This window comes from Brochothrix sp. (assembly GCF_017549435.1).
Lineage (GTDB): Bacteria > Bacillota > Bacilli > Lactobacillales > Listeriaceae > Brochothrix > Brochothrix thermosphacta.
On record NZ_JAFYUW010000104.1, the window covers coordinates 1 to 21494 of the forward strand.

The 21494-nt window shown below is 36.5% G+C and carries 21 protein-coding genes; 12 read left to right on the forward strand and 9 right to left on the reverse strand.

What is annotated here, in order from left to right:
- A partial coding sequence (locus tag IKV95_RS11190; protein WP_353734608.1) for a DUF3139 domain-containing protein occupies window positions 1–301 on the reverse strand: 301 nt, incomplete at its 3' end.
- 232 nt (window positions 302–533) lie between these two features.
- Here IKV95_RS11190 and IKV95_RS06845 point away from each other — a divergent pair.
- On the forward strand, window positions 534–857 hold the full coding sequence (locus IKV95_RS06845) for an iron-sulfur cluster biosynthesis family protein (RefSeq protein ID WP_069125774.1): 324 nt from the start codon (window positions 534–536) through the stop codon (window positions 855–857).
- A 2-nt stretch (window positions 858–859) separates the two neighbouring features.
- Here IKV95_RS06845 and IKV95_RS06850 read toward each other — a convergent pair whose 3' ends face one another.
- Entirely contained in the window at window positions 860–1042 is a 183-nt protein-coding gene (locus IKV95_RS06850) for a hypothetical protein (protein WP_069118510.1), read from the reverse strand.
- A gap of 182 nt (window positions 1043–1224) precedes the next feature.
- Between IKV95_RS06850 and IKV95_RS06855 the strand changes: the two genes are divergently transcribed.
- Window positions 1225–1638: a MarR family winged helix-turn-helix transcriptional regulator gene (locus IKV95_RS06855; RefSeq protein WP_029090764.1), complete on the forward strand. Its 414-nt coding sequence runs from the start codon at window positions 1225–1227 to the stop codon at window positions 1636–1638.
- A 49-nt stretch (window positions 1639–1687) separates the two neighbouring features.
- Here the strand turns inward: IKV95_RS06855 and IKV95_RS06860 are convergent, their stop codons facing one another.
- The 5 genes from IKV95_RS06860 to IKV95_RS06880 all read right to left on the reverse strand — a co-directional run bounded on the left by IKV95_RS06860 (window position 1688) and on the right by IKV95_RS06880 (window position 8217).
- Window positions 1688–2665, reverse strand: coding sequence for a tRNA dihydrouridine synthase (locus IKV95_RS06860; protein WP_029090763.1), 978 nt, complete (start codon window positions 2663–2665; stop codon window positions 1688–1690).
- 471 nt (window positions 2666–3136) lie between these two features.
- Window positions 3137–4516 carry a glycoside hydrolase family 1 protein gene (locus tag IKV95_RS06865; protein ID WP_119945655.1) on the reverse strand — a complete coding sequence of 460 codons (1380 nt, stop codon included), beginning with the start codon at window positions 4514–4516 and terminating at the stop codon, window positions 3137–3139.
- Window positions 4517–4535: 19 nt separating this feature from the next.
- Window positions 4536–5891, reverse strand: coding sequence for an alpha-L-fucosidase (locus IKV95_RS06870; protein ID WP_220709447.1), 1356 nt, complete (start codon window positions 5889–5891; stop codon window positions 4536–4538).
- Window positions 5854–6861, reverse strand: coding sequence for a LacI family DNA-binding transcriptional regulator (locus IKV95_RS06875; RefSeq protein ID WP_287451555.1), 1008 nt, complete (start codon window positions 6859–6861; stop codon window positions 5854–5856). The genes IKV95_RS06870 and IKV95_RS06875 overlap by 38 nt, the downstream gene beginning before the upstream one ends.
- 21 nt (window positions 6862–6882) lie before the next feature.
- Entirely contained in the window at window positions 6883–8217 is a 1335-nt protein-coding gene (locus tag IKV95_RS06880; RefSeq protein WP_069125770.1) for a PTS sugar transporter subunit IIC, read from the reverse strand.
- Between the two features lie 313 nt (window positions 8218–8530).
- Between IKV95_RS06880 and IKV95_RS06885 the strand changes: the two genes are divergently transcribed.
- Both IKV95_RS06885 and IKV95_RS06890 read left to right on the forward strand, forming a co-directional pair.
- The gene (locus tag IKV95_RS06885; protein ID WP_069129617.1) at window positions 8531–9319 is read left to right on the forward strand and encodes a Cof-type HAD-IIB family hydrolase; all 789 of its coding nucleotides are present in this window, start codon (window positions 8531–8533) and stop codon (window positions 9317–9319) included.
- Window positions 9320–9504: 185 nt separating this feature from the next.
- Window positions 9505–9996, forward strand: coding sequence for a DUF3828 domain-containing protein (locus tag IKV95_RS06890; protein WP_029090759.1), 492 nt, complete (start codon window positions 9505–9507; stop codon window positions 9994–9996).
- Between the two features lie 107 nt (window positions 9997–10103).
- On the opposite strand, the gene ppdK is transcribed toward IKV95_RS06890, so the two are convergent.
- The gene (ppdK, locus tag IKV95_RS06895) at window positions 10104–12737 is read right to left on the reverse strand and encodes a pyruvate, phosphate dikinase (RefSeq protein ID WP_287451557.1); all 2634 of its coding nucleotides are present in this window, start codon (window positions 12735–12737) and stop codon (window positions 10104–10106) included.
- Window positions 12738–12935: 198 nt separating this feature from the next.
- Between ppdK and IKV95_RS06900 the strand changes: the two genes are divergently transcribed.
- The 8 genes from IKV95_RS06900 to IKV95_RS06935 all read left to right on the forward strand — a co-directional run bounded on the left by IKV95_RS06900 (window position 12936) and on the right by IKV95_RS06935 (window position 20449).
- Window positions 12936–13691, forward strand: a complete 756-nt coding sequence (locus IKV95_RS06900) for a DeoR/GlpR family DNA-binding transcription regulator (protein WP_029090758.1) — start codon at window positions 12936–12938, stop codon at window positions 13689–13691.
- Window positions 13692–13894: 203 nt separating this feature from the next.
- Window positions 13895–14629 (forward strand): methionine ABC transporter ATP-binding protein, encoded by a 735-nt coding sequence (locus IKV95_RS06905; RefSeq protein WP_069136558.1) that lies wholly within the window; start codon window positions 13895–13897, stop codon window positions 14627–14629.
- Entirely contained in the window at window positions 14626–15303 is a 678-nt protein-coding gene (locus tag IKV95_RS06910; RefSeq protein ID WP_029090756.1) for a methionine ABC transporter permease, read from the forward strand. The genes IKV95_RS06905 and IKV95_RS06910 overlap by 4 nt, the downstream gene beginning before the upstream one ends.
- A gap of 15 nt (window positions 15304–15318) precedes the next feature.
- On the forward strand, window positions 15319–16143 hold the full coding sequence (locus IKV95_RS06915; RefSeq protein ID WP_029090755.1) for a MetQ/NlpA family ABC transporter substrate-binding protein: 825 nt from the start codon (window positions 15319–15321) through the stop codon (window positions 16141–16143).
- A gap of 124 nt (window positions 16144–16267) precedes the next feature.
- Window positions 16268–16717, forward strand: coding sequence for a MarR family winged helix-turn-helix transcriptional regulator (locus tag IKV95_RS06920; RefSeq protein ID WP_029090754.1), 450 nt, complete (start codon window positions 16268–16270; stop codon window positions 16715–16717).
- 164 nt (window positions 16718–16881) lie between these two features.
- Window positions 16882–18258: an MATE family efflux transporter gene (locus tag IKV95_RS06925; protein ID WP_244878642.1), complete on the forward strand. Its 1377-nt coding sequence runs from the start codon at window positions 16882–16884 to the stop codon at window positions 18256–18258.
- A gap of 216 nt (window positions 18259–18474) precedes the next feature.
- Window positions 18475–19341 (forward strand): class II fructose-bisphosphate aldolase, encoded by an 867-nt coding sequence (locus tag IKV95_RS06930; protein ID WP_029090752.1) that lies wholly within the window; start codon window positions 18475–18477, stop codon window positions 19339–19341.
- 163 nt (window positions 19342–19504) lie between these two features.
- The gene (locus tag IKV95_RS06935; RefSeq protein WP_157759384.1) at window positions 19505–20449 is read left to right on the forward strand and encodes a diacylglycerol/lipid kinase family protein; all 945 of its coding nucleotides are present in this window, start codon (window positions 19505–19507) and stop codon (window positions 20447–20449) included.
- Window positions 20450–20545: 96 nt separating this feature from the next.
- On the opposite strand, the gene IKV95_RS06940 is transcribed toward IKV95_RS06935, so the two are convergent.
- Window positions 20546–21154, reverse strand: coding sequence for a PepSY domain-containing protein (locus tag IKV95_RS06940; protein WP_183108538.1), 609 nt, complete (start codon window positions 21152–21154; stop codon window positions 20546–20548).
- Window positions 21155–21494: the final 340 nt, after the last annotated feature.

Below are 21494 nucleotides of genomic sequence, written 5' to 3' on the forward strand. Positions count from 1 at the left end.
AATGAACACCGGTTTGACCAGCATCATAAGAACGTGAGTACATATAAGTGTAATCGACATCAGGATCATCAGAAAAATGAACTGTGCATGAGTACCAACCATATTTCCAGTTTTTTTCTAATGCCATTTTTTCTACGGTTACGCTTTTTGAAATGTTTTGTTCCTTGATATAATTGTCAATCGCACGATAGGCTTCGTATTTATAAAAAGGAACTAAATAAAGATATGCTGAAATTAATACGAATAAAATAACTCTTATTGTTAGTGTTTTTTTAGTGATAGTGAAAGCCTCCTTATTAATAGTAAGATATTATAATTGTTTGTCAGAGGACCTCTATTGCTTGTTTTTTGATGAATTATTCTTTTTATCGATAAGTATTTCACCGTATTATTTGGTTATTTATACGAGCAATAATAGTAATCTTTCTATCTTTGGAATTGTTGTCGTTTTATATAAAAACTAAAATCGTTAAAATGTGCTTTTTATTAAGAGAGGGCGTATACTTATCACTATAATAGAAGAGGTGATAAGGATGTATTTAGAAATTAAAGAGTCAGGCCAAAATAGTATTTTGGAGAGTGGTAAAAACCAAGTAATAAATCTTTTTTATACGTATGAATCATTGAATAGCTGTTCGTGTAGTGATGCAGGTTTGTTTATGATTGAACTTTCTGAGCAGCCTATTGCTGACTATACTATTCAATTAGATAGTAATCATCCCGAGGTATACACAAATAAATTTAGTCTAACCTTTATGGAAGAAGAGATGCAACTTATACGCGATAAAAAAACAAACCGTTTGATATTAACAGGAAATAGCGGTGTTTTATCACCAAATGTCTCTGTCAGAGTATAAAATTAGCCAATAAAAAGGCGATAAGCAGTAAATCCTAGCAAAAGTATAATAATGATTAAGCCCGTTACTTTCCAGTTACCACCACTGTTAGATCTGTTGTTAGAGGTATGAAAATCCCCAATCTCAGCTTTTTGAAGACCATCCTTTAACGTGATTGTTGGTGTGTTTTTCTTTTTATTATGCATAAAGTTTCCTCCTGTTAAATATAATAATCGTTTCTATTTAAGTTTAGCATATATTTCGTTAATCAATTGCATTATAGGATAATCTCACTTGACAACCTCCTGAGCACGCGCAATAATAAAGTTAACAATTAGTTAGTGAAACTAACGAAAGACATAAATAGGATAAAAAATAGGAGGATAACATGAGCGAACATCGTCAATTGTTTTTAGCATTTACTAAAATGCAACGTCTGTATATTAAACGATTAAATGAGCGTTTAGAAAGTTTAAATGTTTCATATGCACAATGGTCTGTTCTTTATTATATCTATAGCAATGGACCTCACACCATTAGTGAAATTGCTAAGCATCAAGATGTTGAGAAACCGACAATTAGTAAGGTGGTACAAAAATTAGATGAATATGGTTATGTTACTGGAGTACAAGGTGAAGATAAGCGAGTGAAGCGTGTGACTTTGACACCTAAAGGTCAACAAAATTGCGAGGCTGTTGATGCTCATTTAGGGGCTTATCAACAAAGCTTGGCAGAAGGATTTAATGAAGAAGAACAAGCCTTTGTGCGTCAGTTTATCGAATCTGTCACTGCTAAATTATAATAGAAGAAAAGCCCACACAATCTGTTAATGATTGTGTGGGCTTTAATGTTTAGGCTAATCCATTTTTTAAGGCATTGTTCACAAGTTCACGTACAGCATCTGTTGATTTTGTATTCATCAAGGAATTTCTTAATTCAGCCGCACCACTAAAATCACGAACATATATTTTAAAGAAACGGTGCAGGTGCGTGAAAGGTCGCGGCTGTGCTTCAGTAGAGTATTGATCGTATAAATCGACTTGTAGAAGTAATAATTTAAGGAATTCTTCTGGTGTATGTTCTGTTGGTTCTTTTTCAAAAGCAAATGGATTGGTGAAAACACCTCGACCAATCATGACACCATCAACACCATACTTTTCAACAAGTTTGAGTCCAGCTTCACGATCCGCAATATCACCGTTAATTGTTAATAATGTGTGAGGTGCAATTTCATCACGTAATTTTTTGATTTCAGGGATAATTTCGTAGTGAGCATCAACTTTACTCATTTCTTTACGTGTGCGTAAATGGATAGTAAGGTTAGCGATGTCTTGTTCTAATACATGACCTAACCAACCGCGCCATTCTGCAATGTCCAAATAGCCTAAACGAGTTTTAACACTAACAGGTAAACCACCTTTTTTAGCAGCCTGAATGATTTCAGCGGCGGTATCAGGATGGTTAATTAAGCCAGAGCCTTTGCCTTTAGAAGCAACGTTAGCAACGGGGCAACCCATGTTAAGGTCAACGCCTTTGAAGCCCATTTCTTTCATTCCGATACTCATTTCGGCAAATAATTCTGGTTTATTACCCCAAATATGTGCAACAAGAGGCTGTTCATCTTCTGTAAAAGTAAGGCGTCCACGAACGCTTTCTTTACCTTTGGGATGACAATAACTTTCCGTATTTGTAAACTCTGTAAAAAATACATCTGGTCGACCTGCTTCACTCACAACATGACGGAAAACCACATCGGTAACATCTTCCATTGGTGCTAATATAAAAAACGGCTTTGGTAAATCAAGCCAAAAGTTTTCTTGCTGATTCATTTCATCTTCTCCTTATATATGTAATCCTCTAAATTTTTCACTCTTATAAATAGTATCATTTATGAAGCAAAGTTGCACCGAATATTTCTTATAGCCAAGTTATTTATTTTTAATCACTTTAACTAGATTAATATTTTTCATCTATAAAACATAAAATAACAGCCTCACAAAAAATCAAACGACTTTTAATTTATCCCAGTGAAAGGCAAATAACTCCTCTGAAAATTTCAAAAACACTATCCTGACAAATTACGTCAAGATAGTGTTCTCTCTAATTTATTTTAAGCTGAACGTTTGGTTTTGCTGTTAGTTATTCCAATTTCTTCGTAGCTCTACGTTTGGTTTTGCTTTTATTTATATCTAGCACTTCAAGTCAAAACTTGTGAGATTTCAAAGAGACTCATAGCGATAAAAATAATCGCTAATCATTCTTTTCCAATCTCTTCAGTTCTGAACGGCTTGAGCGTGCCTTTATTTATTAAACCCGTTATTTTCACTTAAGGCTTTAAACCAAAGGCCACTTTTCTTCATAGAGCGGGCATAATTGTTATCTAAGTCAACGCGATAAAAACCATAACGGTTTGTATAGCCGTTTAACCAAGACCAACAATCCACAAATGTCCACGTATGATAGCCAAAACAATTGCTGCCTTTTTCAATAGCATTGTGTAATTGTTGCAAATGATCTTGCATAAACTCAATACGATAATCATCTTCAATCATACCATCTTCATTGAGAAAGCGTTCTTCATTGGCAACGCCCATTCCATTTTCAGCGACATACCAAGGAATGTTACCATATTCGTCTTTAATCATCATTGCCATATCATAAATAGCCTCAGGGTAAATTTCCCATCCGCGGTAAATATTCATTTTCTTTTCTGGCCAATCATAAGGTGCATAAAAATCAGCAGGTGTTAAAGCGGGTGTTTGTGGGTTTTCAGGCGCTTGCACACGTCGCGGTTGGTAATAGTTTAACCCTAAAAAGTCAACGGTATTGTTAGCGATTCGTACGCTGTCATTTTCTGCTGTAATTGGCAATAAATCATTCTCAGCAAGTACTTCTTTTAAACCAACAGGAATTGTACCAAGAGCACAAGGGTCTAAGAAACTTTTACCGTTTAATAAATCAGCAATTTCTTTAGCACGTTGGTCTTCAGGTGATTCACTGCGAGCATAAGTGGGCGATATATTTAAAATGATACCGATTTGGCCGTCACAATTACTTGCTTTTAAAGCTTCAACGGCTGCAACGTGCGCCATTAATGTATGATAACCCACTTGGATAGCCTTTTTGAAATCGACAACATCAGGGTAGTGGTAACCATAGAGATAGCCACATTCAATATGAACAACAGGCTCATTGAATGTTGTCCAACGTTGTACTAAGTCACCGAATAATTCGAAAGCTGTTTTGGCATAAAAACCAAAAGCATCAACAGATTCACGGTTTTCCCAACCGCCTTTTTCCATCAGCCACCAAGGCATGTCGAAATGGAAGAGGTTAATGATAGGTGTCACTCCAGCTTCGTTTAATTTAGTAAAGTAATCACGGTAAAAACTAACAGCTTCGGGATTAACATTTTTGCCATCAGGTAAAAGACGTGTCCATGAAATCGATGTACGGTAAGAATTCATTCCAATTGCTTGCATACGTTTAACATCGTCGGCATATAGCTCATAGACATTAGACGTTGTTGCAGGCCCTTGACCCGGTTGGAATTTTTCTGGATTTTGCACGTACCATTCATCCCAAGTTGAGGCTGTTTTACCATTTGAAAGTGAATGTCCTTCTGTTTGCGGTGCGGAAGCTGCTGCTCCCCATAAAAAGTTCTTTGGAAAATTTATCATTAATAATCATCCTCACATTTTAAAATTTTATTTTTATTGCTGTTACTGTCGTTGAAGCGGGGAGTGTTAAAGTGTTCTTATGGAGTGGAATATTAGTTCCAGTTGCTAGATTTTCACAAGAATGAACAGGCTGCTCACTTTGTAAGTCTAAGGTGTTCAAAGTGATGTCATGCTCATGTGGCATTAAATAAGCAAAAAGGTAATTCTGTTTTTTCGTAAAATACCAATTCCCGATTGTAGTGATTTTATAAGGACGTGTGTCATAAATTCCTTCACCATATATAGCGAGCCACTTACCTAGTTGACTCATGATATTTTGTGCTTCTTGGGGAAGCGTACCATCGGGTTTTGGACCAATGCCTAAAATAACGTTACCACCAAGAGAAACAATCTTAATGAGTGTTTCCAAAATTTCTGAAAAAGGTTTATAAATATCATTGGGAACATAACCCCAGTTCTTAGCTAAAGGGATATTACTTTCCCAAGCTTTGTTTGGTAATTCTTCGGGTATTTTACGTTCAGGTGTAACATAGTTTTCGAATTCGCCACCAATTGTACGATCAACAACCAATAATGCAGGCTGATGTTTACGCAGTTGTGGCACAATTTTTGCCATATCTAAATATTCATTATTATCACTATTAACCCAACCGCCATCCAACCATAAAATATCAATATCACCATAATTTTGACAGATTTCGTTAAGTTGACCGGAAACAAAGTTATTGAATTTTTGCCATGTTGTAGGTTTATCTAAAGGACTATAACTTGCATAGCGACCTATCGGTGATGAACCTGGTTCCCAATAATATGGCGAATGCCAGTCAGGTTTTGAATAATAAGCACCGACTGAGATGTCTTCAGCTCTAAAAGCATTTGTGATAGCTTTGAAGATGTCAGCATTTTGATTGTTAGCGAAAGGGCTGTCCTTATGCGTTACTTTATAGGGTGATAATTGGGTGTCATACATATTAAAACCGTCATGATGCTTAGTTGTGAACAGCATATATTTGAATCCAGCATCTTTCACTTGTTTCGCCCAACTATTTGGATCGAATTGAAGCGGATTGAAGTTTTTATTCAACTGCCAATAATCATGTCTTAACGTAGTTAGGTCATTACGCCATGGTTTTTTACGAGCCCAATTGTCTTCCGCCGATAATTGCCAAGATTCAACGATACCAGCTTCTGAATAAAGCCCCCAATGAAAAATAACACCGATTTTTTGATCTTTAAACCATTCTATTTTACTAGAGAGTTCAGGTTTTAAGTCTTCATATTTTTCCTGTGATGACTCAATGTTTTCTTCAATATCTGCACGGATATCACTCATCGTATCACTCGCTTTTCGTTGGATTTTTAATGATAGAATCACGCCATAAAACATCGTTCTTGAGCGTGAATATTTGTCCTTGTAATTGATTTTTATTTCTAATTTTTTCTAACAAACGTTCAACAGCCAGTGTACCAATTTCTTTAATAGGTTGTTTTATAACGGTTAGTTTTGGATAAAAAATATCACTAGCATCAAAGTAGTCATAACTTGCGAATGATATATCCTTACCAATCACTAATTGTTTTTCATGAATCGTTTGTAATGCGCCGAGCGACATATTGTAATTACAAACAAAAACTGCTGAAACCTCCTGAGATAAGAGATAAGCCATACCACGTTTGCCACTATCTTTTGAATAATCGCCATAATAAATATTACTTTCAGACAAAAGTTTATTTTGGGTTTCAAATGCATCAAGAATGCCCAGAAACCTTTCTCTTGCCACATAGTCTGTTTGGGGTGCAACAATGACGCCAATTCGTTCATGTGATAATGATAGCATTCTAGAGATAACTTTTTCTGTACTGGCACGGTTATCGACAATGATACTATCAGTTTGTGAGTAATCTAGTGGTGTAATAATGGAAATAACAGGAATATCACAATTCTTCAAACATTCTAATTGTGGCCATGATTGTTCTGCACCAACGATAATTAAGGCATCCACTGCACGTGATTTAAAAAAAGCAATCTTTTGTTCAATTCTGTTAGGATCATCACGATAGTTAGACAGTAAAATTGTATAGCCTTCTTTCTCCAATACATCATCAATGCGAGCAACAAGTGAAGCGCTAAAATTACTTTGCATATTGTTCATTAAAAGACCTATAGAATGAGTCTCATTACTTTTTAACCCTTTGGCAAAAAAGTTTTCCTTATAGTCTAATGCATGAATAGCTTCTTCAATTTTTTTAGTGTTGTCGGGGCGCAGTTTATGACCATTTAAATAACGAGAGACACTACCGACTGAAACACCAGCATACTTTGCGACTTCCTGAATAGTTGCCATAGGCACACCTTCTTTTCAAATTTATTCTTTTTCAGCTAATTTTGAAATCATTTTATTACTTGCTAACACAAAGGGAAGGTAAATGAAAATATCTAAAATAAACAAGGCTGCAGCTAATAAGGTTGCAGGAACATCACCAGCTGTTGTTACCCAAGCTGTTAAAATGGGTGGCAACGTCCAAGGTGGGATAACAACACTTTTAGCAACAAGCCCCATCACTGTTAAGGGATAGGCAATTGCCAAGTTTATGAGTGGTACAGAAATAAACGGGATGACGAAAAATGGATTCATGACAACTGGCAATCCAAACATTATAGGTTCAGAAATATTAAAAACACTTGGCAGTAGACCAATTTTACCAACTTGACGATAGTTTTTTTGTTTTGAACCAATAAAAATAGCAATCAAGAAGGGTAAAATTGCGCCGGTTCCACCAAATAAGGTATACATTCCAATCCAAGGATTAGTTACAATATTAGGTATTGGTAAACCAGCTGCAAAAGCATCCATATTTTGTTGGATGGCAATCAACATCGGTGGTGAGGTCACTGAAGATACAATGTTTTGACCATGTAAACCAAAGAACCAAAATACTTGTGTGAACAGTTCGACTGTAAACAATCCAATCGGTGATTGCATCGCAAACTGTAATGGACTTGAAATCAATTGAGTTACAACATCAGGAATTGTCATTCCTGTTAATTTAACAAAGCTAAAAGTAGTTACTGCGAAGATAATAATGACAATTGCTTCCGGAATCAATGAATTGAATGAATCGGATACAGCAGGTGGAACTCCATCAGGCATACTGATTCGTAATTTTTTATTTTGACAAATACGCATTAACAGTTCGGTTCCAAGCAATGCTGCAATTATTCCAACAAACATTCCTCCAGAAGAAGTTAAGGTCTGCATATAGGCACCTGCAACTTCTACTGAATTTTCAGTTCCAACAGGTGTGACAGTATTAATTAACGGAAACATGATTAAGGCAAGTGCAACGCTTAATATACCTGCATGGATGGGATTAAAATATTTAGCTTCTATTTTTGAAATTCCAATATAATGTGTTGCTAAGCGATATCCAATCAGAAATGTTAGGAAAATAGACATAAAACCCATTGTACCATTATTAACCATTGTTGATAAATCGGATAGAGGTGTTAAATCAATCCATTTTTTGTTAATTGAAACATTCGTAAACACGAGTGCATTCATTAAAATAAAGAGTGAATTAACCATGATTATAGGCATAATATCAATGAAACTATCTCTTATTGCTACTAAATGACGTTGATTGGCCATTTTAGAGGCGAGTGGCATTAAGCGTGTGCTCAACTTATCAGAAAAAGACATATAAATTCCTTCTTTCTTTTAGTTTATAACAAAACTTGAATCGATTCAAGTACATCATAAATCATTTTGTAAACGATTACAATGGCTCATCTTAAAAAATTACAATAAAAGTGAAAATGGAAATAGATGCTTTAGGTAGCAATTGTATTTTAACGATATAATATGTAAGCTTTTAAAAAGATAATATTTTGCAATCACAACTTTTCATCTTTATACTGAAATAGTAAACGCTTTAATTTAACACAGTTGCTTTTAAAATTTATTTTCAGATAATGTGATTAAATAAAACAGGAGTGTGATTTAAGTGGTGAAGATGATAGCAGTAGATATGGATGGGACTTTTTTAAGTTCCACAAAAGAGTATAACCGTGAGCGTTTTGCTCAGTTATACACGAAAATGCAGGAACAAGATGTAAAATTTGTTGTTGCCAGCGGTAACCAATATTATCAATTGAAATCCTTTTTCCCTGAAATAGCGAGCGACATTTCATTTGTTGCAGAAAATGGCGCATTAGTGATTAGTGAAGATGAAGAGTTATTATGCGGTAAAATGCAAGAATCACTCATTCAGGATATTTTAGTATTTCTAGAAACAATTCCTGATGTACGAACTATTTTATGCGGTCGCCAAAGTGCCTATGTCGAAACAAAATTTCTTCCAGAATTGATTGAAGAAGCACAGCAATACTATCACCGTCTTGATGTTGTACCTACGTTCAAAGAATTGCCCGAAGATGTCTTTTTCAAGTTCGCTTTGAATGTACCTGACACAGAAACAACGACAATCATGGCGATTATCAATGAGAAATTTGGTGAAAAAATAGCGGCAGTCACCAGCGGTCATGGCGATATCGATATCATTATTAAAGGACTACATAAAGCGAATGGTTTGCGTGTTTTACAAGAAAAATGGCAAATTCGTGCCGATGATATTGTAGCATTTGGTGACGGTGGTAACGATTTAGAGATGCTTCGTCATGTTGGCCATAGCTATGCAATGGAAAATGGCAGTGATATTGTCCGCGAAACTGCAAAATATCATGCACCACATAATGATACAGAAGGTGTCTTAGAGGTTATCGAAAAGTTATTAAATCGTTAAATAATAGAACGAAGCACTTTGTGGTATTGATACAAAGTGTTTTTTTATGCCTGGAATAAATAGCGGAATATTCAGTTTATTATTTGACTACGATCAAAAACTGTTTTAAAATGTAACCAGGTTAAAGTAATGGGATGATTTTTTATATGAAGGGATAGTATGGACGGCATAGGAGGTGAAACAAGATGAAACGAATCGTATTATTATTGTTTCTTGTTTTTGGTACTGTTATCGCTGGGTGTGCAACATCAGCGTCAACGTCAACGTTTGACGTTAAAAAAGAACGACAAGAAGCGGCTAAACAATTAAAGGGCTTTGGTACATTACTAGCAAATGACGCCCAATTTAGTACGTTGGATCCGACAACTCTTAAGCGTACCCTGGGGGAAAAGCTCTCTGACTACGTTACCAAAGATGAGTTGAGTAAAATGAAGAGTGAAGTACCACAATGGTTAGCTGGTAATTTTCAAACAGATATCTTTTATTTAATGCCAGATCATAATCGAGATAAAGCAGCTTATTTAACAACAACAGCTACGTTCACTGATAGTGATGAAAAGGCGCAATCATTACTTTTTCAATTACGTTTTGATCCCGAGGCAAATGTAAGTGGTGCGACAGTTAAAATGGTTAAAGAAGATGGAAAGTGGAAAATAGCGCGCATTATTACAGAATAAATAAGAAAGCCCTCTATAGAAGTAGAGGGCTTTAGGTTGTAGAAATAGTCATTTGTCTAAGTTGCTAACCTGAAATTTTTGCTTTTACTAAAATTAGTATTCAAAATTTATATAACGATAAAAGTTTCAGCCTCTATTCTCGCTTTAGCTAAAGCAAGTTTTGCTAATGGCACGCGAAAAGGTGAACATGAAACATAATCGACACCGATTGAGTGGAAGTAGGCAACAGATTCGGGATCGCCTCCCAGTTCGCCACACACACCAATTTTTAATTGTGGTTGTGCTTTTTTAGCTAAGGTAATAGCTTGTTTCATTAATTGTCCAACGCCGTCAATGTCGATTGTTTGGAATGGGTCGTGTGGTAACAGTCCTTTCTCGAGATATAACGGCAGAAACTTAGCGACATCATCACGTGAAAAGCCATAGACCAGTTGTGTCAGGTCATTGGTACCGAAACTGAAAAAATCAGCAGTATCAGCAATTTCATGAGCAGTTAAACACGCACGTGGTATTTCAATCATTGTCCCAATTTTATAGGTGAGGTGACTATTTTTTTCGACTAACAATTCAGTAATTGCTGTTTCTAAATAATGACGCATCCATTTTAATTCCGTCACACTACCAACTAATGGAATCATTATTTCGGGAATAACAGTGAGTCCTTCATCTTCAAGTACAAGGGCACTATTGATGATGGCCGTGACCTGCATTTTATATATTTCAGGGTAACTCATCGCCAAACGAATCCCACGATGCCCCATCATTGGGTTGCTTTCTTGTAATTCGCTAAGTCGTTGATCTAGCTGTGTCTTACTGATGCCCAATGCTTTAGCAAGGGCATTTTTTTCAGAAATATCATGTGGTAAAAATTCATGATAGGGTGGATCTAATAAGCGAATAGTAAGGGGGCGCTCGTTGGCACAACGAAAAAGTTCTTCAAAGTCAGACGTTTGGAAATGTTGCAGTTTATTGAGTGGTATTTCGCGTGCGGTAGCAGTATCTGCTAAAATTAACCGGCGCATTTCAATTAACCGTTCAGGTGCAAAAAACATATGCTCTGTTCGAGTTAAACCAACACCTGTAGCACCAAAACTTAAAGCAGTTTGAAGATCCGTCGCAGTATCCGCATTCGCGCGTACATCGATGTCACTCATATCAGTTAACAAGACCATTAGCTGTTCAAAAGCAGGCGTAATCGCCGTTTGGGTTAATTCAAAAACATGAGTATAAATTTTGCCAGAACTACCATCAACGGCTAACCAATCACCTTCTTTCAACTGGCCTGATGGGTGTGTAAGGGTTTGTTTTTCAGCATTAATAATGAGATCATGACAACCGGCGACGCAAGGTGTGCCCATACCGCGCGCTACAACAGCCGCATGACTTGTCATCCCCCCTCGACTTGTGATTATGGCTTCACTTACAATCATCCCGGTAATGTCCTCAGGAGATGTTTCTTGACGAACGAGGATAACCGCTTCATCATTTTCGCTGGCTAGTTGAGCGGCTTCAGCAGAAAAGTAAATACGACCAACAGCAGCACCGGGGCTAGCTGGCAAACCGATAGCAAATGGTGAATGTTCAGCAAGTTCTTCTTCGGAAAAAGAGGGGTGTAAAGCTTGTTCCATCATATCAAATGTGACTTTATCAACCACTTCCTCTTTCGTTAGTAATCCTTCTGCAAGAAAGTCCATTAAAATTTGAATAGCTGCCGAGGCAGTTCGTTTACCATTACGCGTCTGTAAGAAGTAAAGTTGCCCATTATCAATGGTAAATTCAATATCTTGCATCTCTTGATAGTGTTGTTCTAATAACGCAGCACAACGCTTGAATTCAGTATAAATAGTGGGCATCGTCACTGCTAAATCACTAATTGGTTGCGGTGTTCTGATCCCAGCAACAACATCTTCGCCTTGCGCATTAAGCAAAAATTCACCATACAATTTTTTTTCACCATTAGATGGATTGCGAGTAAAACAAACACCTGTGCCGCTATTCTTACCGTTATTACCAAAGACCATTTCTTGAATGGTCACAGCTGTACCTAAGTGTTCATCAATATTATTTAGCTGACGATAAGTGATTGCGCGCGGGTTGTACCATGAATTAAATACCGCTTGCGTTGCCAGTAATAGTTGTTGCATCGGATCTTGCGGGAAGCGACGACCGGTTTTTTGGCGAAAAATGTGTTGATATTCAATTGTTAAAGAGTGTAAATCGTCACCTGTCAGTTCAGTATCTAATTGAATACCTCTTTGCTCTTTTAAATGGGTTAAAACTATTTCAAACGCTTCTGCTGGAATCGAATACACAACGTTACCAAACATCTGAATCAATCGGCGATAACAATCATAGGCAAAGCGTTTATCACCTGTTTGAGAGGCTAACATTTTAACGGTATCATCATTTAAGCCAATATTTAAAATTGTATCCATCATGCCTGGCATTGAACGTACAGAACCGCTTCTAACAGAGATAAGTAAGGGCGCCTCTAAAGACCCAAAACCTTTGTGAGTCTGTTGTTCTAATATTTTAAGGGACTCTGCAATAGTGGTGCCTAGTGTGTCGGGAAAAACTTTACCATTTTCATAATAAGCAAGACAACAGGTCGTTGTAAGGGTAAAACCATCAGGAACTGGCAAACCAAGTCGCTTCATTTCAGCGAGGTTCGCACCTTTTCCACCTAGTAGCTGTTTCATTTCTTTTTTACCTTCAGCAAATGAATAAATGTATTTTTCCACAATAACACTCCTTTTTTAAGAATCTATAAACATGAGGCTGTTTATAAGTTCGATTATAGATGTAACCATTCCGTTTGCCTACGAATGTTCAATGTTTCGACATTTCGTCAGAGAACAGTACCTAAAATCGTCATATTCGTTCATTAATGTTCAAACATGATAAACTTACAGTGAGAACCGATTAGGGAGGTAAGTGAAATGGCACACATACAACGACGACAAGAAATTCTTGATTTATTAAAAATAAAGAAACAGTTGTCTCCAAAAACACTCTGCGAAAGATTACATGTTAGTACAGCGACGTTACGTCGAGATTTAGTTCTCTTAGAACAAGAAGGTTTAATTAAACGATTTCATGGGGTGGTCTCTATTATCGGGGTGAGCAATGTGGAGCCTTCTTATCAACAACGGGCATTAGAACAGCGTTTAGAAAAAAATCATATTTGTGATATAGCTGCTGATTTTATCGCTGACGGCCAATCATTGTTTTTAGATAGTAGCACGACTGTGAATCAGATTTGTCCTTATCTCAGTCAAAAAAATAATCTAGTGGTGATTACAAATGGTTTGCAAACGGCGTTAACTTTGAATCAAATGGAAAATATAACTGTGTTTTTAGTGGGAGGAGAAATGAAAGCGCATTCCGCTTCAACAGTAGGTGCACTCGCAACTGATTTTGTGCTGCCATTTCGCATTGATCTGGCGTTATTTTCTTGTCGAGGTTTGGATGAAGGCGGTATTTATGAAGCGAGTCACCATCAAGCACATTTTAAAAAGCACATGATAACACTAGCAAAACAAAATATTCTATTATGCGACGATTCAAAATTTAAGCAACCTCATTTTTATAAACTGGCACAGTATGAAGATTTTAAAGCAATTATTACTAATAAAGAACCAGATGAGCAATACAAACAGCTGCTGAAAAATGCGGGTGGTGAGCTATTATGGTGAAAAGTGGTATAGGCAACGTTTAAAGTGATGGTTTTAAAGGGGTTTCAACTCTAAAAGCACAGTTTTTTTAAACTGTTCTACGACACAAAAACGTTGTTATATAGCAGTTTATCGCAGTTTTTTATAAAAATTAAAGTGTGCCTGTGGTATTCTTATGAGGATTCAAAGTTCTTATGAAGTTATTGTGGAAATGAGGAGACCGTGTGATTGAGTTAACGGATGTTACGAAGGTATTTTTACAAGGTGGCAAAGAAGTGAAAGCGCTTCAAAACATTAACCTGACAATTGCCCCTCAAGAAGTATTTGGGATTGTCGGACAAAGCGGCTCAGGAAAATCAACCTTGTTGCGTCTCATTAATCATTTGGAGCAACCTAGTAGTGGAAAGGTTATTGTTTCAGGCATAGATGCAACGCAATTATCACAGCAAGCCCAACGTCAGTTTCGTCAAAAAACGGGGATGATTTTTCAACAATTTAATTTGTTGAGCAATAAAACGGTACGCCAAAATATTGCATTACCTCTGAAGTTACAAGGAAAACAGGCGATGAAAAAAGTCGATCAAATGCTCTCTTTTGTCAATTTGACTGATAAGGCGGATTATTATCCGAGTCAATTAAGTGGTGGGGAAAAACAACGGGTCGCAATTGCACGCGCTTTAGTGATAGAACCCACTGTTTTATTATGTGATGAACCCACATCAGCACTAGATGAGCAACACACAGTTGAAATTTTAAAAGTATTACAACGTGTACAGGCGACGTTTGCAACGACAATTATTATTGTCAGCCATGAGTTCAGCGTTATAAAAAGCTTATGTCAACGCGCCGCTGTTTTAGATGGTGGTAAACTTGTTGCGCTAACAGATGTCACAGCTGAAAAAGTACAACCGACCTATGATTCATACGTGAATCGAGCATTGGAGCTATTGAAAAGATGAAAGCTTACTTCGAACAACTCACTTATTATCAACCCGAAATGTTACGTGCTATTGGTGAAACAGGCTATATGCTTTTAATTGCCGTTTTAGTAGCGGTACTGATTGGTTTGCCGCTAGGAACATTCATCTTTTTGACTAGAAGAAATGGTGTATTAGAAAGTCCTGGTTGGTCGTTTGTTTTAAACAACTATGTTAACGTTGTGCGCTCATTTCCATTTTTATTATTTGTCGTCGCACTCATCCCAGTCACACGTTGGGTAGTAGGCTCATCTTTTGGGACTTATGCAGCAGCCTTTCCATTGGCATTTGTAGCGATTGCGCTTTATGCGCGTCTAGTTGAGCAAGTCCTGTTGGATATTCCACAGGAAGTGATTGAACTTGCTCATGTTTTAGGTGCCACTAAACGGCAGTTAATTTTTAATTTTTTATACGTAGAGGCGCGTTCAGGCTTAGTTCTAAGCTTAACATCTGTCATTATCAGTATGGTATCCTATTCAACCATTATGGGTATCGTCGGAGGCGGCGGTATTGGTGATTTTGCCATTCGTTACGGCTATCAACGTTATGAATACAGCGTAATGTATACCACAATTGCCATTATGGTAATCGGTGTGATTGGTATTCAAGTATTGGGTACAGCACTATCGCGACACTTAGATAAACGAAAAAAATAGTAGGGGGAATTTAAAATGAAGAAGAAAATGTTAGGTATGATTATTTTAACACTGGTATTAGTAGTAATGGCGGCATGTGGGAACAAGGCAGCTGATAAAACAACGGATAAAGAGGATAAAGTAATTAAAGTAGCTTCACATATGACACCGATGACCGATGTTGTTGAAAAAGCTGGAGAAGCAATTAAAAAAGATGGTTATACGATTGAATTAGTACAAGTTAATGATAACATCCAATATAATGAACTTTTAAAGAATAAAGAAGTGGATGCGAACTTTGCGCAGCACGAACCTTACATGCAAAAATTCAACTCTGAAAAAGATGCAAACCTCGTAGCTATTCAAAAAATTTACAATGCTAAAGTTGGTTTTTATTCAAAATCATATAAAAACATCGCTGATATCCCAAAAGGCTCTAAAGTAGCTATTCCAAATGATGTTTCTAATGAAGGACGTGCACTTGCTATCTTAGCTGACCAAGGATTAATTAAGTTGAAAGATGGCGTTGGTTTTAATGGCACAATCAAAGATGTGACTGAAAATAAAAAAGATTTACAATGGTTGCAAGTTGATTTACTTAATTTATCATCAGCCTATGACGAGGATAATGTTGCCTTAGTTTATAACTATCCGACGTATATTGCTAAATTGAACTTAACACCTAAAGATGCATTATTCCTTGAGAAAAAAGTGGATGATCGTTTTGCAATTAGTTTAGTCGCACGTGAAGATAATAAAGATTCAGCAAAAATTAAAGCATTGAAAAAAGCAATGACAAGTAAAGAAGTCCGCGATTTCTTAGAGAAAGAGCACTCAGCAACATTAGTACCCGCATTCTAAATGAAATGATGAGAATCAACTACGCTTAAAAGTTAGCGTAGTTGATTTTTTTGTTGACAATTAGAAATCTAAGCGTTAAACTAATTTAAGTTAGAACTCTAACCTTTCGAAAGGCGGTCTAAATATGAATCAACAAAAAAGAGAGTCAGCTACTCCTTATATGGATTTAATACGAATCATCAGTATGAAAATGAAAGTAGCTGCTGATAAACAAGTCAGTGAGCTCGGTTTGAATGCGCAGCAAGGGCGTGTGATTGCTTATATCCATGCGCATCAAGAAAAAGGCATTATGCAAAAAGATTTGGCTGAAGTTTTTCATCGTAGAGGTGCTAGTATCACCAGTATGCTTCAGGGTCTTGAGAAAAAAGGCTATATTGAGCGTATTATTCCAAAGGATAACGAACGAATAAAACGATTATATGTCTTGCCAAAAGGAAAAGCTTTGATTGATCAATTTCATGGGAATTTTGAACGTCTTGAAGCGGATTTAATTGCAGAGTTAAATGAATCAGAGCAGCAAGAATTTAAACGCTTGTTAGCAAAAGTAAATGATTCATTACCAAACATAGAATAATGCCAATCCACAGCATTATTAGCAGCTGTGGTATTTTTTTACTCTTAATAAAGATAGAACTCTAACTATTAGTTGTTAATCTTTTTTTAAGAGGGATTTTTTTAGAATAAAATAAGATAGAATTCGAACTATTAGGGGACGAATTTAAAATGGAGGGAAATAAAGTGAAAAAAAGTAATGAATACTATTTAAAAGAAGCACCAGTTAACAAGGCTATACGTCATTTATCGGTACCAATGATGTTAGGGATGTCAGTTGGCTCACTCTATACGTTATTAAATGCCTATTTTATCGGGTTATTACATAATACAGCGATGTTAACGGCTATTACGTTAGGGTTACCATTATTTATTATTTTGATGGCAGTTGGTAATTTATATGGTGTGGGAGGCGGCACGTTTATTACACGGCTGATTGCAAAAGGGCAGGATACAGAAGCCAAACAAGTAGCCAGCCATGTCGTTTATGCGAGTGTGATTATGGGATTAGTCATTGGGGTGTTAGCTGTGATATTTATTAATCCGATACTCACAATCCTTGGCACAACGGCCGATACAGTGATGTATACACGCGTTTATACAATCACAACGTTTCTCACTGGTTTCACAATTGTTTTAAACTTCACATTGGAACAAGTTGTGCGTGCTGAAGGGGCTTCAAAAGTTTCGATGAACGGTATGATTATTAGCGCATTGGTCAGTTTAGCGCTTGATCCACTATTAATTTTAGGCTTAAATTTACATGTTATGGGTGCAGCACTTGGTGTAGCCGTGGCCAATTTTGTTTCGGCAGTGTACTATATTTATTATTTGCAAAAACGTAGTGAGCATTTACGTGGTTTTTTCAAAAGTTGGCGCTTATCGTGGGCAAAACAGTGGGAAATATACAAAGTAGGAACCGCTGAATTGTTCCAAGCAGCTTTTATGATTGTGACAACGTTATTGCTGAATCATTATGCGTTATCATATGGAGAGAGTGTGGTTGCAGGATTTGGTGTCGCTTTAAGGATTGTACAGTTACCAGAATTTTTAGCAATGGGTATCTTTTTGGGTTGTATGCCATTGATTGCTTATAGTCTTGCAGCAGGGAATATGAAACGTTTTAGAACAACTTTTAAACACGCGTTAATCGCTATTATTACTATTGGTGTTTTATTCCTCAGTAGTGTTTACGTTTTCCGGGCACCGATTATGCATCTTTTTACACAAGATCCGGCAGTCTTTGAAATTGGAACGTATATTATTGTAGCAATGCTTGTTTCGGCACTGTTTAACGGTGTTGCAGGTTTATTGATGACTATCTTCCAAGCAGCGGGAGAAGGTGTGCCAACAACTGTCTTAGCAGTATTACAAGGTGTCCTCTTCATTCCAATTTTATTTGTAAGTCATCATTATTTTGGTTTGCATGGTATTGTTTGGGCGATGACGATTACCGAAACAATTACTTGTTTAGTCGGGCTGCTCTTTTATATGAAATTTAGCAAAAAATTGAAAAGAAATGAAAAAAATAAAATGCTAATTGAAAATGAAGTGGCTCTATGATAACGCATACAAGTCTGACAATATGAAAGTTATGACTTTTTTTCAGGTATAAAGTCATAATTTAAAGATATTTTCAAAAAAAAAGCGTCATTTTGTGGGAATTCTTGTGATAACTTGATACAATATGAATGTAAGCTCATTAGGTATTGTATTCTTACTTGATAAGGAGTAATATTTAAGAGTATGAAATGTATATAAACTAGGAGGAATTCAATTATGGCATTAGTATCAGCAGAACAAATGTTAAAAGATGCACGCGCAGGACAATACGCAGTAGGTGCTTTCAACACTAACAACCTTGAGTGGACAAAAGCAATCTTATCAGGTGCGCAAGCAGCTAACTCACCTGTAATGATCCAAACTTCAATGGGTGCGGCTAAATACATGGGTGGATACAAAGTATGTGTGGATTTAGTTAAAAACTTAATCGATTCAATGGGTATCACTGTACCAGTTGCTCTTCACTTAGATCACGGTGATTATGCAGATGCTTTAGAATGTATCGAAGTTGGTTACACATCTGTAATGTTTGATGGTTCTCATTTACCATTTGAAGAAAACTTAGAAAAAGCTAAAGATGTTGTTGCAAAAGCACACGCTAAAGGCGTTTCTGTAGAGTGTGAAGTTGGTAGTATTGGTGGCGAAGAAGATGGTATTATCGGAACTGGTGAATTAGCTTCTCCAGAAGAATGTAAAACTATCGCTGATTTAGGAATTGATTTCTTAGCAGCTGGTATTGGTAACATTCACGGTTCATACCCTGCAAACTGGACTGGCTTAAGCTTCGATACTTTATCTGCAATCGCTGATATTACTGATGGTATTCCATTAGTATTACACGGTGGTTCAGGAATTCCTGTTGAGCAAGTTAAAAAAGCTATCTCATTAGGTGTTTCTAAAATCAACGTTAACACTGAGTGTCAAGAAGTATTCGCAGCAGCAACACGCAAATACATCGAAGAAGGTAAAGACTTAGAAGGTAAAGGCTTTGACCCTCGTAAATTATTAGCTCCAGGTACTACTGCAGTAACTGAGTTAGTTGAACAACGTATCGAATGGTTTGGTTCAAACGGAAAAGCTTAATTCATTTTAAGTTTTTAACATGAAATACGTGAAAAGCATCTTTGAAGGACATGATATTCGCTCAGGCGAGTATCCGTTCTTTGGAGGTGCTTTTTTATTTATTGCCACTGATAAAAAGGCTTTGGTATAATTAACAAAGAGCATAATGGAGGGGATAGCGAGAGTGAACAAGAACGGTATTTATCTTGTAATTAATCCTGCAGCTGGTGGTGGCAAGGGAGCAAGAGTTGGCGAACAAATAACAATAGCTTTGAAAGAACGAAATATAAAGTATGAATGCGTTGAAAGTAATTATGCAGGTGACATGAAAAACATCATTAACAATTATTGTGAAAAGTATGGTGTGGAAATAGCGCGGCCATTATTGTTGATTATTGGTGGAGATGGCACGCTCAATGAAGCGATTCAATCATTGGGTAAGCGTTATAGCAATATCCCATTAAGTTATATTGCTGCCGGATCAGGTAATGATTTTGCTCGCAGTGTGGATTTACCTAAAAAACCGTTGCAAGCATTGGCTCATATTTTAGCGGTCAAGCAACCTAAATGGATCGAAGTAGGTCATTATAAGAATCAAATGGGTAGTGAAGATAGTTATTTTATTAATAATCTTGGTTTGGGATTTGATGCGATGATTGTGAAACTCGCAAATGAGTCACTCGCGAAAAAGTGGTTAAATAAACTGGGATTAGGGACGTTATCGTATGTTTTTGCACTTTTAAAAAGCTATTTTAAACAAGCGTCTTATCGGATAACATTAAGTATAGATGGTCAAATAAAGACATTTGATACAGCCTTTTTGGTGACAATTACAAATCATCCTTATTTTGGTGGGGGTGTGGCGATTGCTCCAAGTGCTAGCAATAGTGATGGTTTGCTGGACTTAGTCGTTGTTCCCAAAATAACATTAGCTAAATTGGTGTGGTTATTCATTAGAATGTTGTCTGGAGGGCACCATGTGCTTTCCAAGGACTATCACCATTATCAAGCTGAAAGTATTAAGGTGACGATAGAAGTTCCAGTAGAGGGGCAAAGAGATGGTGAAACGCTAGGTAAGAAGGCGTATCAAATTAGTATTAAAAGCGAAAAGAGACAGATGTGGTTATAAGTACATATTGCATAAGAAAAATGAAAAACAGTCACCCGTTTATTATAACGAGTGACTGTTTGTAGTTAGATTTTAATAAAAAGGGTACCAATTGATTTAATCATCTTGCTCAATTTCGAGAACATCTTTGGAGAAGGCATCAATTTTCACTTCGGTTTCGTTAAGACCTTCTTCTACTTTTACTGTCCAGTATGTATGTGAAAGCTCTTTTTCAAGACTTAGTTCGGTGATTTCACCAGCTGCATTTTCAGTAGCGACTTTTCCAATTTCAGTAAGTGCGACAAGTTTGCTTGTATCTATTTTTGATTCGTTACGTTTAATGCCATTTTTTTCATCACGATCAAGTTTTTTCACCTGTTTTTTAGATGTTTTTTGTGAATGAGCATCGACGCGTAGTTCATATTCTTTTTCATCGTCAAGCCCTTCAATGGTATAGAACCATTTATTAAATGATTGTTCCAGTTCAATGCTAGAAATATCTGTATCAGGGTGTTCTTGTTGGTAACTTTCAATTGCTTCAACCAAGGTTACTTTAGGAGGGAAATCATTTTTTGGCGATGTATCAGCGCTTGCGTTTTCTTTCTTTAATTGTGATTCATTAGCGGGTGCGCTGGTATTTTTGTTATCGGCTTTGTTCAGAAAATAAGTCATGCTTAAAATTGCTGCCATTATAAATAGGATAATAGCTGTTTGCTTCTTAGTCATAGTAGTCTCCTTTGAGTGAATCATATTTTATTATATAGTACTATACTAGTATAATTTTAAAAAGTGGAATAGGCATCGTACTATAGTCGTAAATAATTGCATTTTAAATGTTAATTTTCGAATTTTAAACTGGATAAGAGTGATAAAACTTATTAATAGCACAAAAAAGTGAAGCACCTTGATTGGCACTTCACTTTTGTTTATAGAAAATTAAACTTTAATGTAACCATAGCCCACAATCTGGCGATTGAGTATTTCAATTACGCCATTAGGTGTTACATCAATAAAAGGTGGTAAAAGTTCAGTGTCGAGCTCTTGGGCTTTTAAAGAATTTGCGCAA

Excerpts from the sequence above, each read along its gene's own strand:
- IKV95_RS06845 (WP_069125774.1), top strand. The coding sequence starts at position 534 with ATGTATTTAGAAATTAAAGAGTCAGGCCAAAATAGTATTTTGGAGAGT.
- IKV95_RS06850 (WP_069118510.1), bottom strand. The coding sequence starts at position 1,042 with ATGCATAATAAAAAGAAAAACACACCAACAATCACGTTAAAGGATGGT.
- IKV95_RS06855 (WP_029090764.1), top strand. The coding sequence starts at position 1,225 with ATGAGCGAACATCGTCAATTGTTTTTAGCATTTACTAAAATGCAACGT.
- IKV95_RS06860 (WP_029090763.1), bottom strand. The coding sequence starts at position 2,665 with ATGAATCAGCAAGAAAACTTTTGGCTTGATTTACCAAAGCCGTTTTTT.
- IKV95_RS06865 (WP_119945655.1), bottom strand. The coding sequence starts at position 4,516 with ATGATAAATTTTCCAAAGAACTTTTTATGGGGAGCAGCAGCTTCCGCA.
- IKV95_RS06875 (WP_287451555.1), bottom strand. The coding sequence starts at position 6,861 with ATGGCAACTATTCAGGAAGTCGCAAAGTATGCTGGTGTTTCAGTCGGT.
- IKV95_RS06880 (WP_069125770.1), bottom strand. The coding sequence starts at position 8,217 with ATGTCTTTTTCTGATAAGTTGAGCACACGCTTAATGCCACTCGCCTCT.
- IKV95_RS06885 (WP_069129617.1), top strand. The coding sequence starts at position 8,531 with ATGATAGCAGTAGATATGGATGGGACTTTTTTAAGTTCCACAAAAGAG.
- IKV95_RS06890 (WP_029090759.1), top strand. The coding sequence starts at position 9,505 with ATGAAACGAATCGTATTATTATTGTTTCTTGTTTTTGGTACTGTTATC.
- IKV95_RS06900 (WP_029090758.1), top strand. The coding sequence starts at position 12,936 with ATGGCACACATACAACGACGACAAGAAATTCTTGATTTATTAAAAATA.
- IKV95_RS06910 (WP_029090756.1), top strand. The coding sequence starts at position 14,626 with ATGAAAGCTTACTTCGAACAACTCACTTATTATCAACCCGAAATGTTA.
- IKV95_RS06915 (WP_029090755.1), top strand. The coding sequence starts at position 15,319 with ATGAAGAAGAAAATGTTAGGTATGATTATTTTAACACTGGTATTAGTA.
- IKV95_RS06920 (WP_029090754.1), top strand. The coding sequence starts at position 16,268 with ATGAATCAACAAAAAAGAGAGTCAGCTACTCCTTATATGGATTTAATA.
- IKV95_RS06930 (WP_029090752.1), top strand. The coding sequence starts at position 18,475 with ATGGCATTAGTATCAGCAGAACAAATGTTAAAAGATGCACGCGCAGGA.
- IKV95_RS06940 (WP_183108538.1), bottom strand. The coding sequence starts at position 21,154 with ATGACTAAGAAGCAAACAGCTATTATCCTATTTATAATGGCAGCAATT.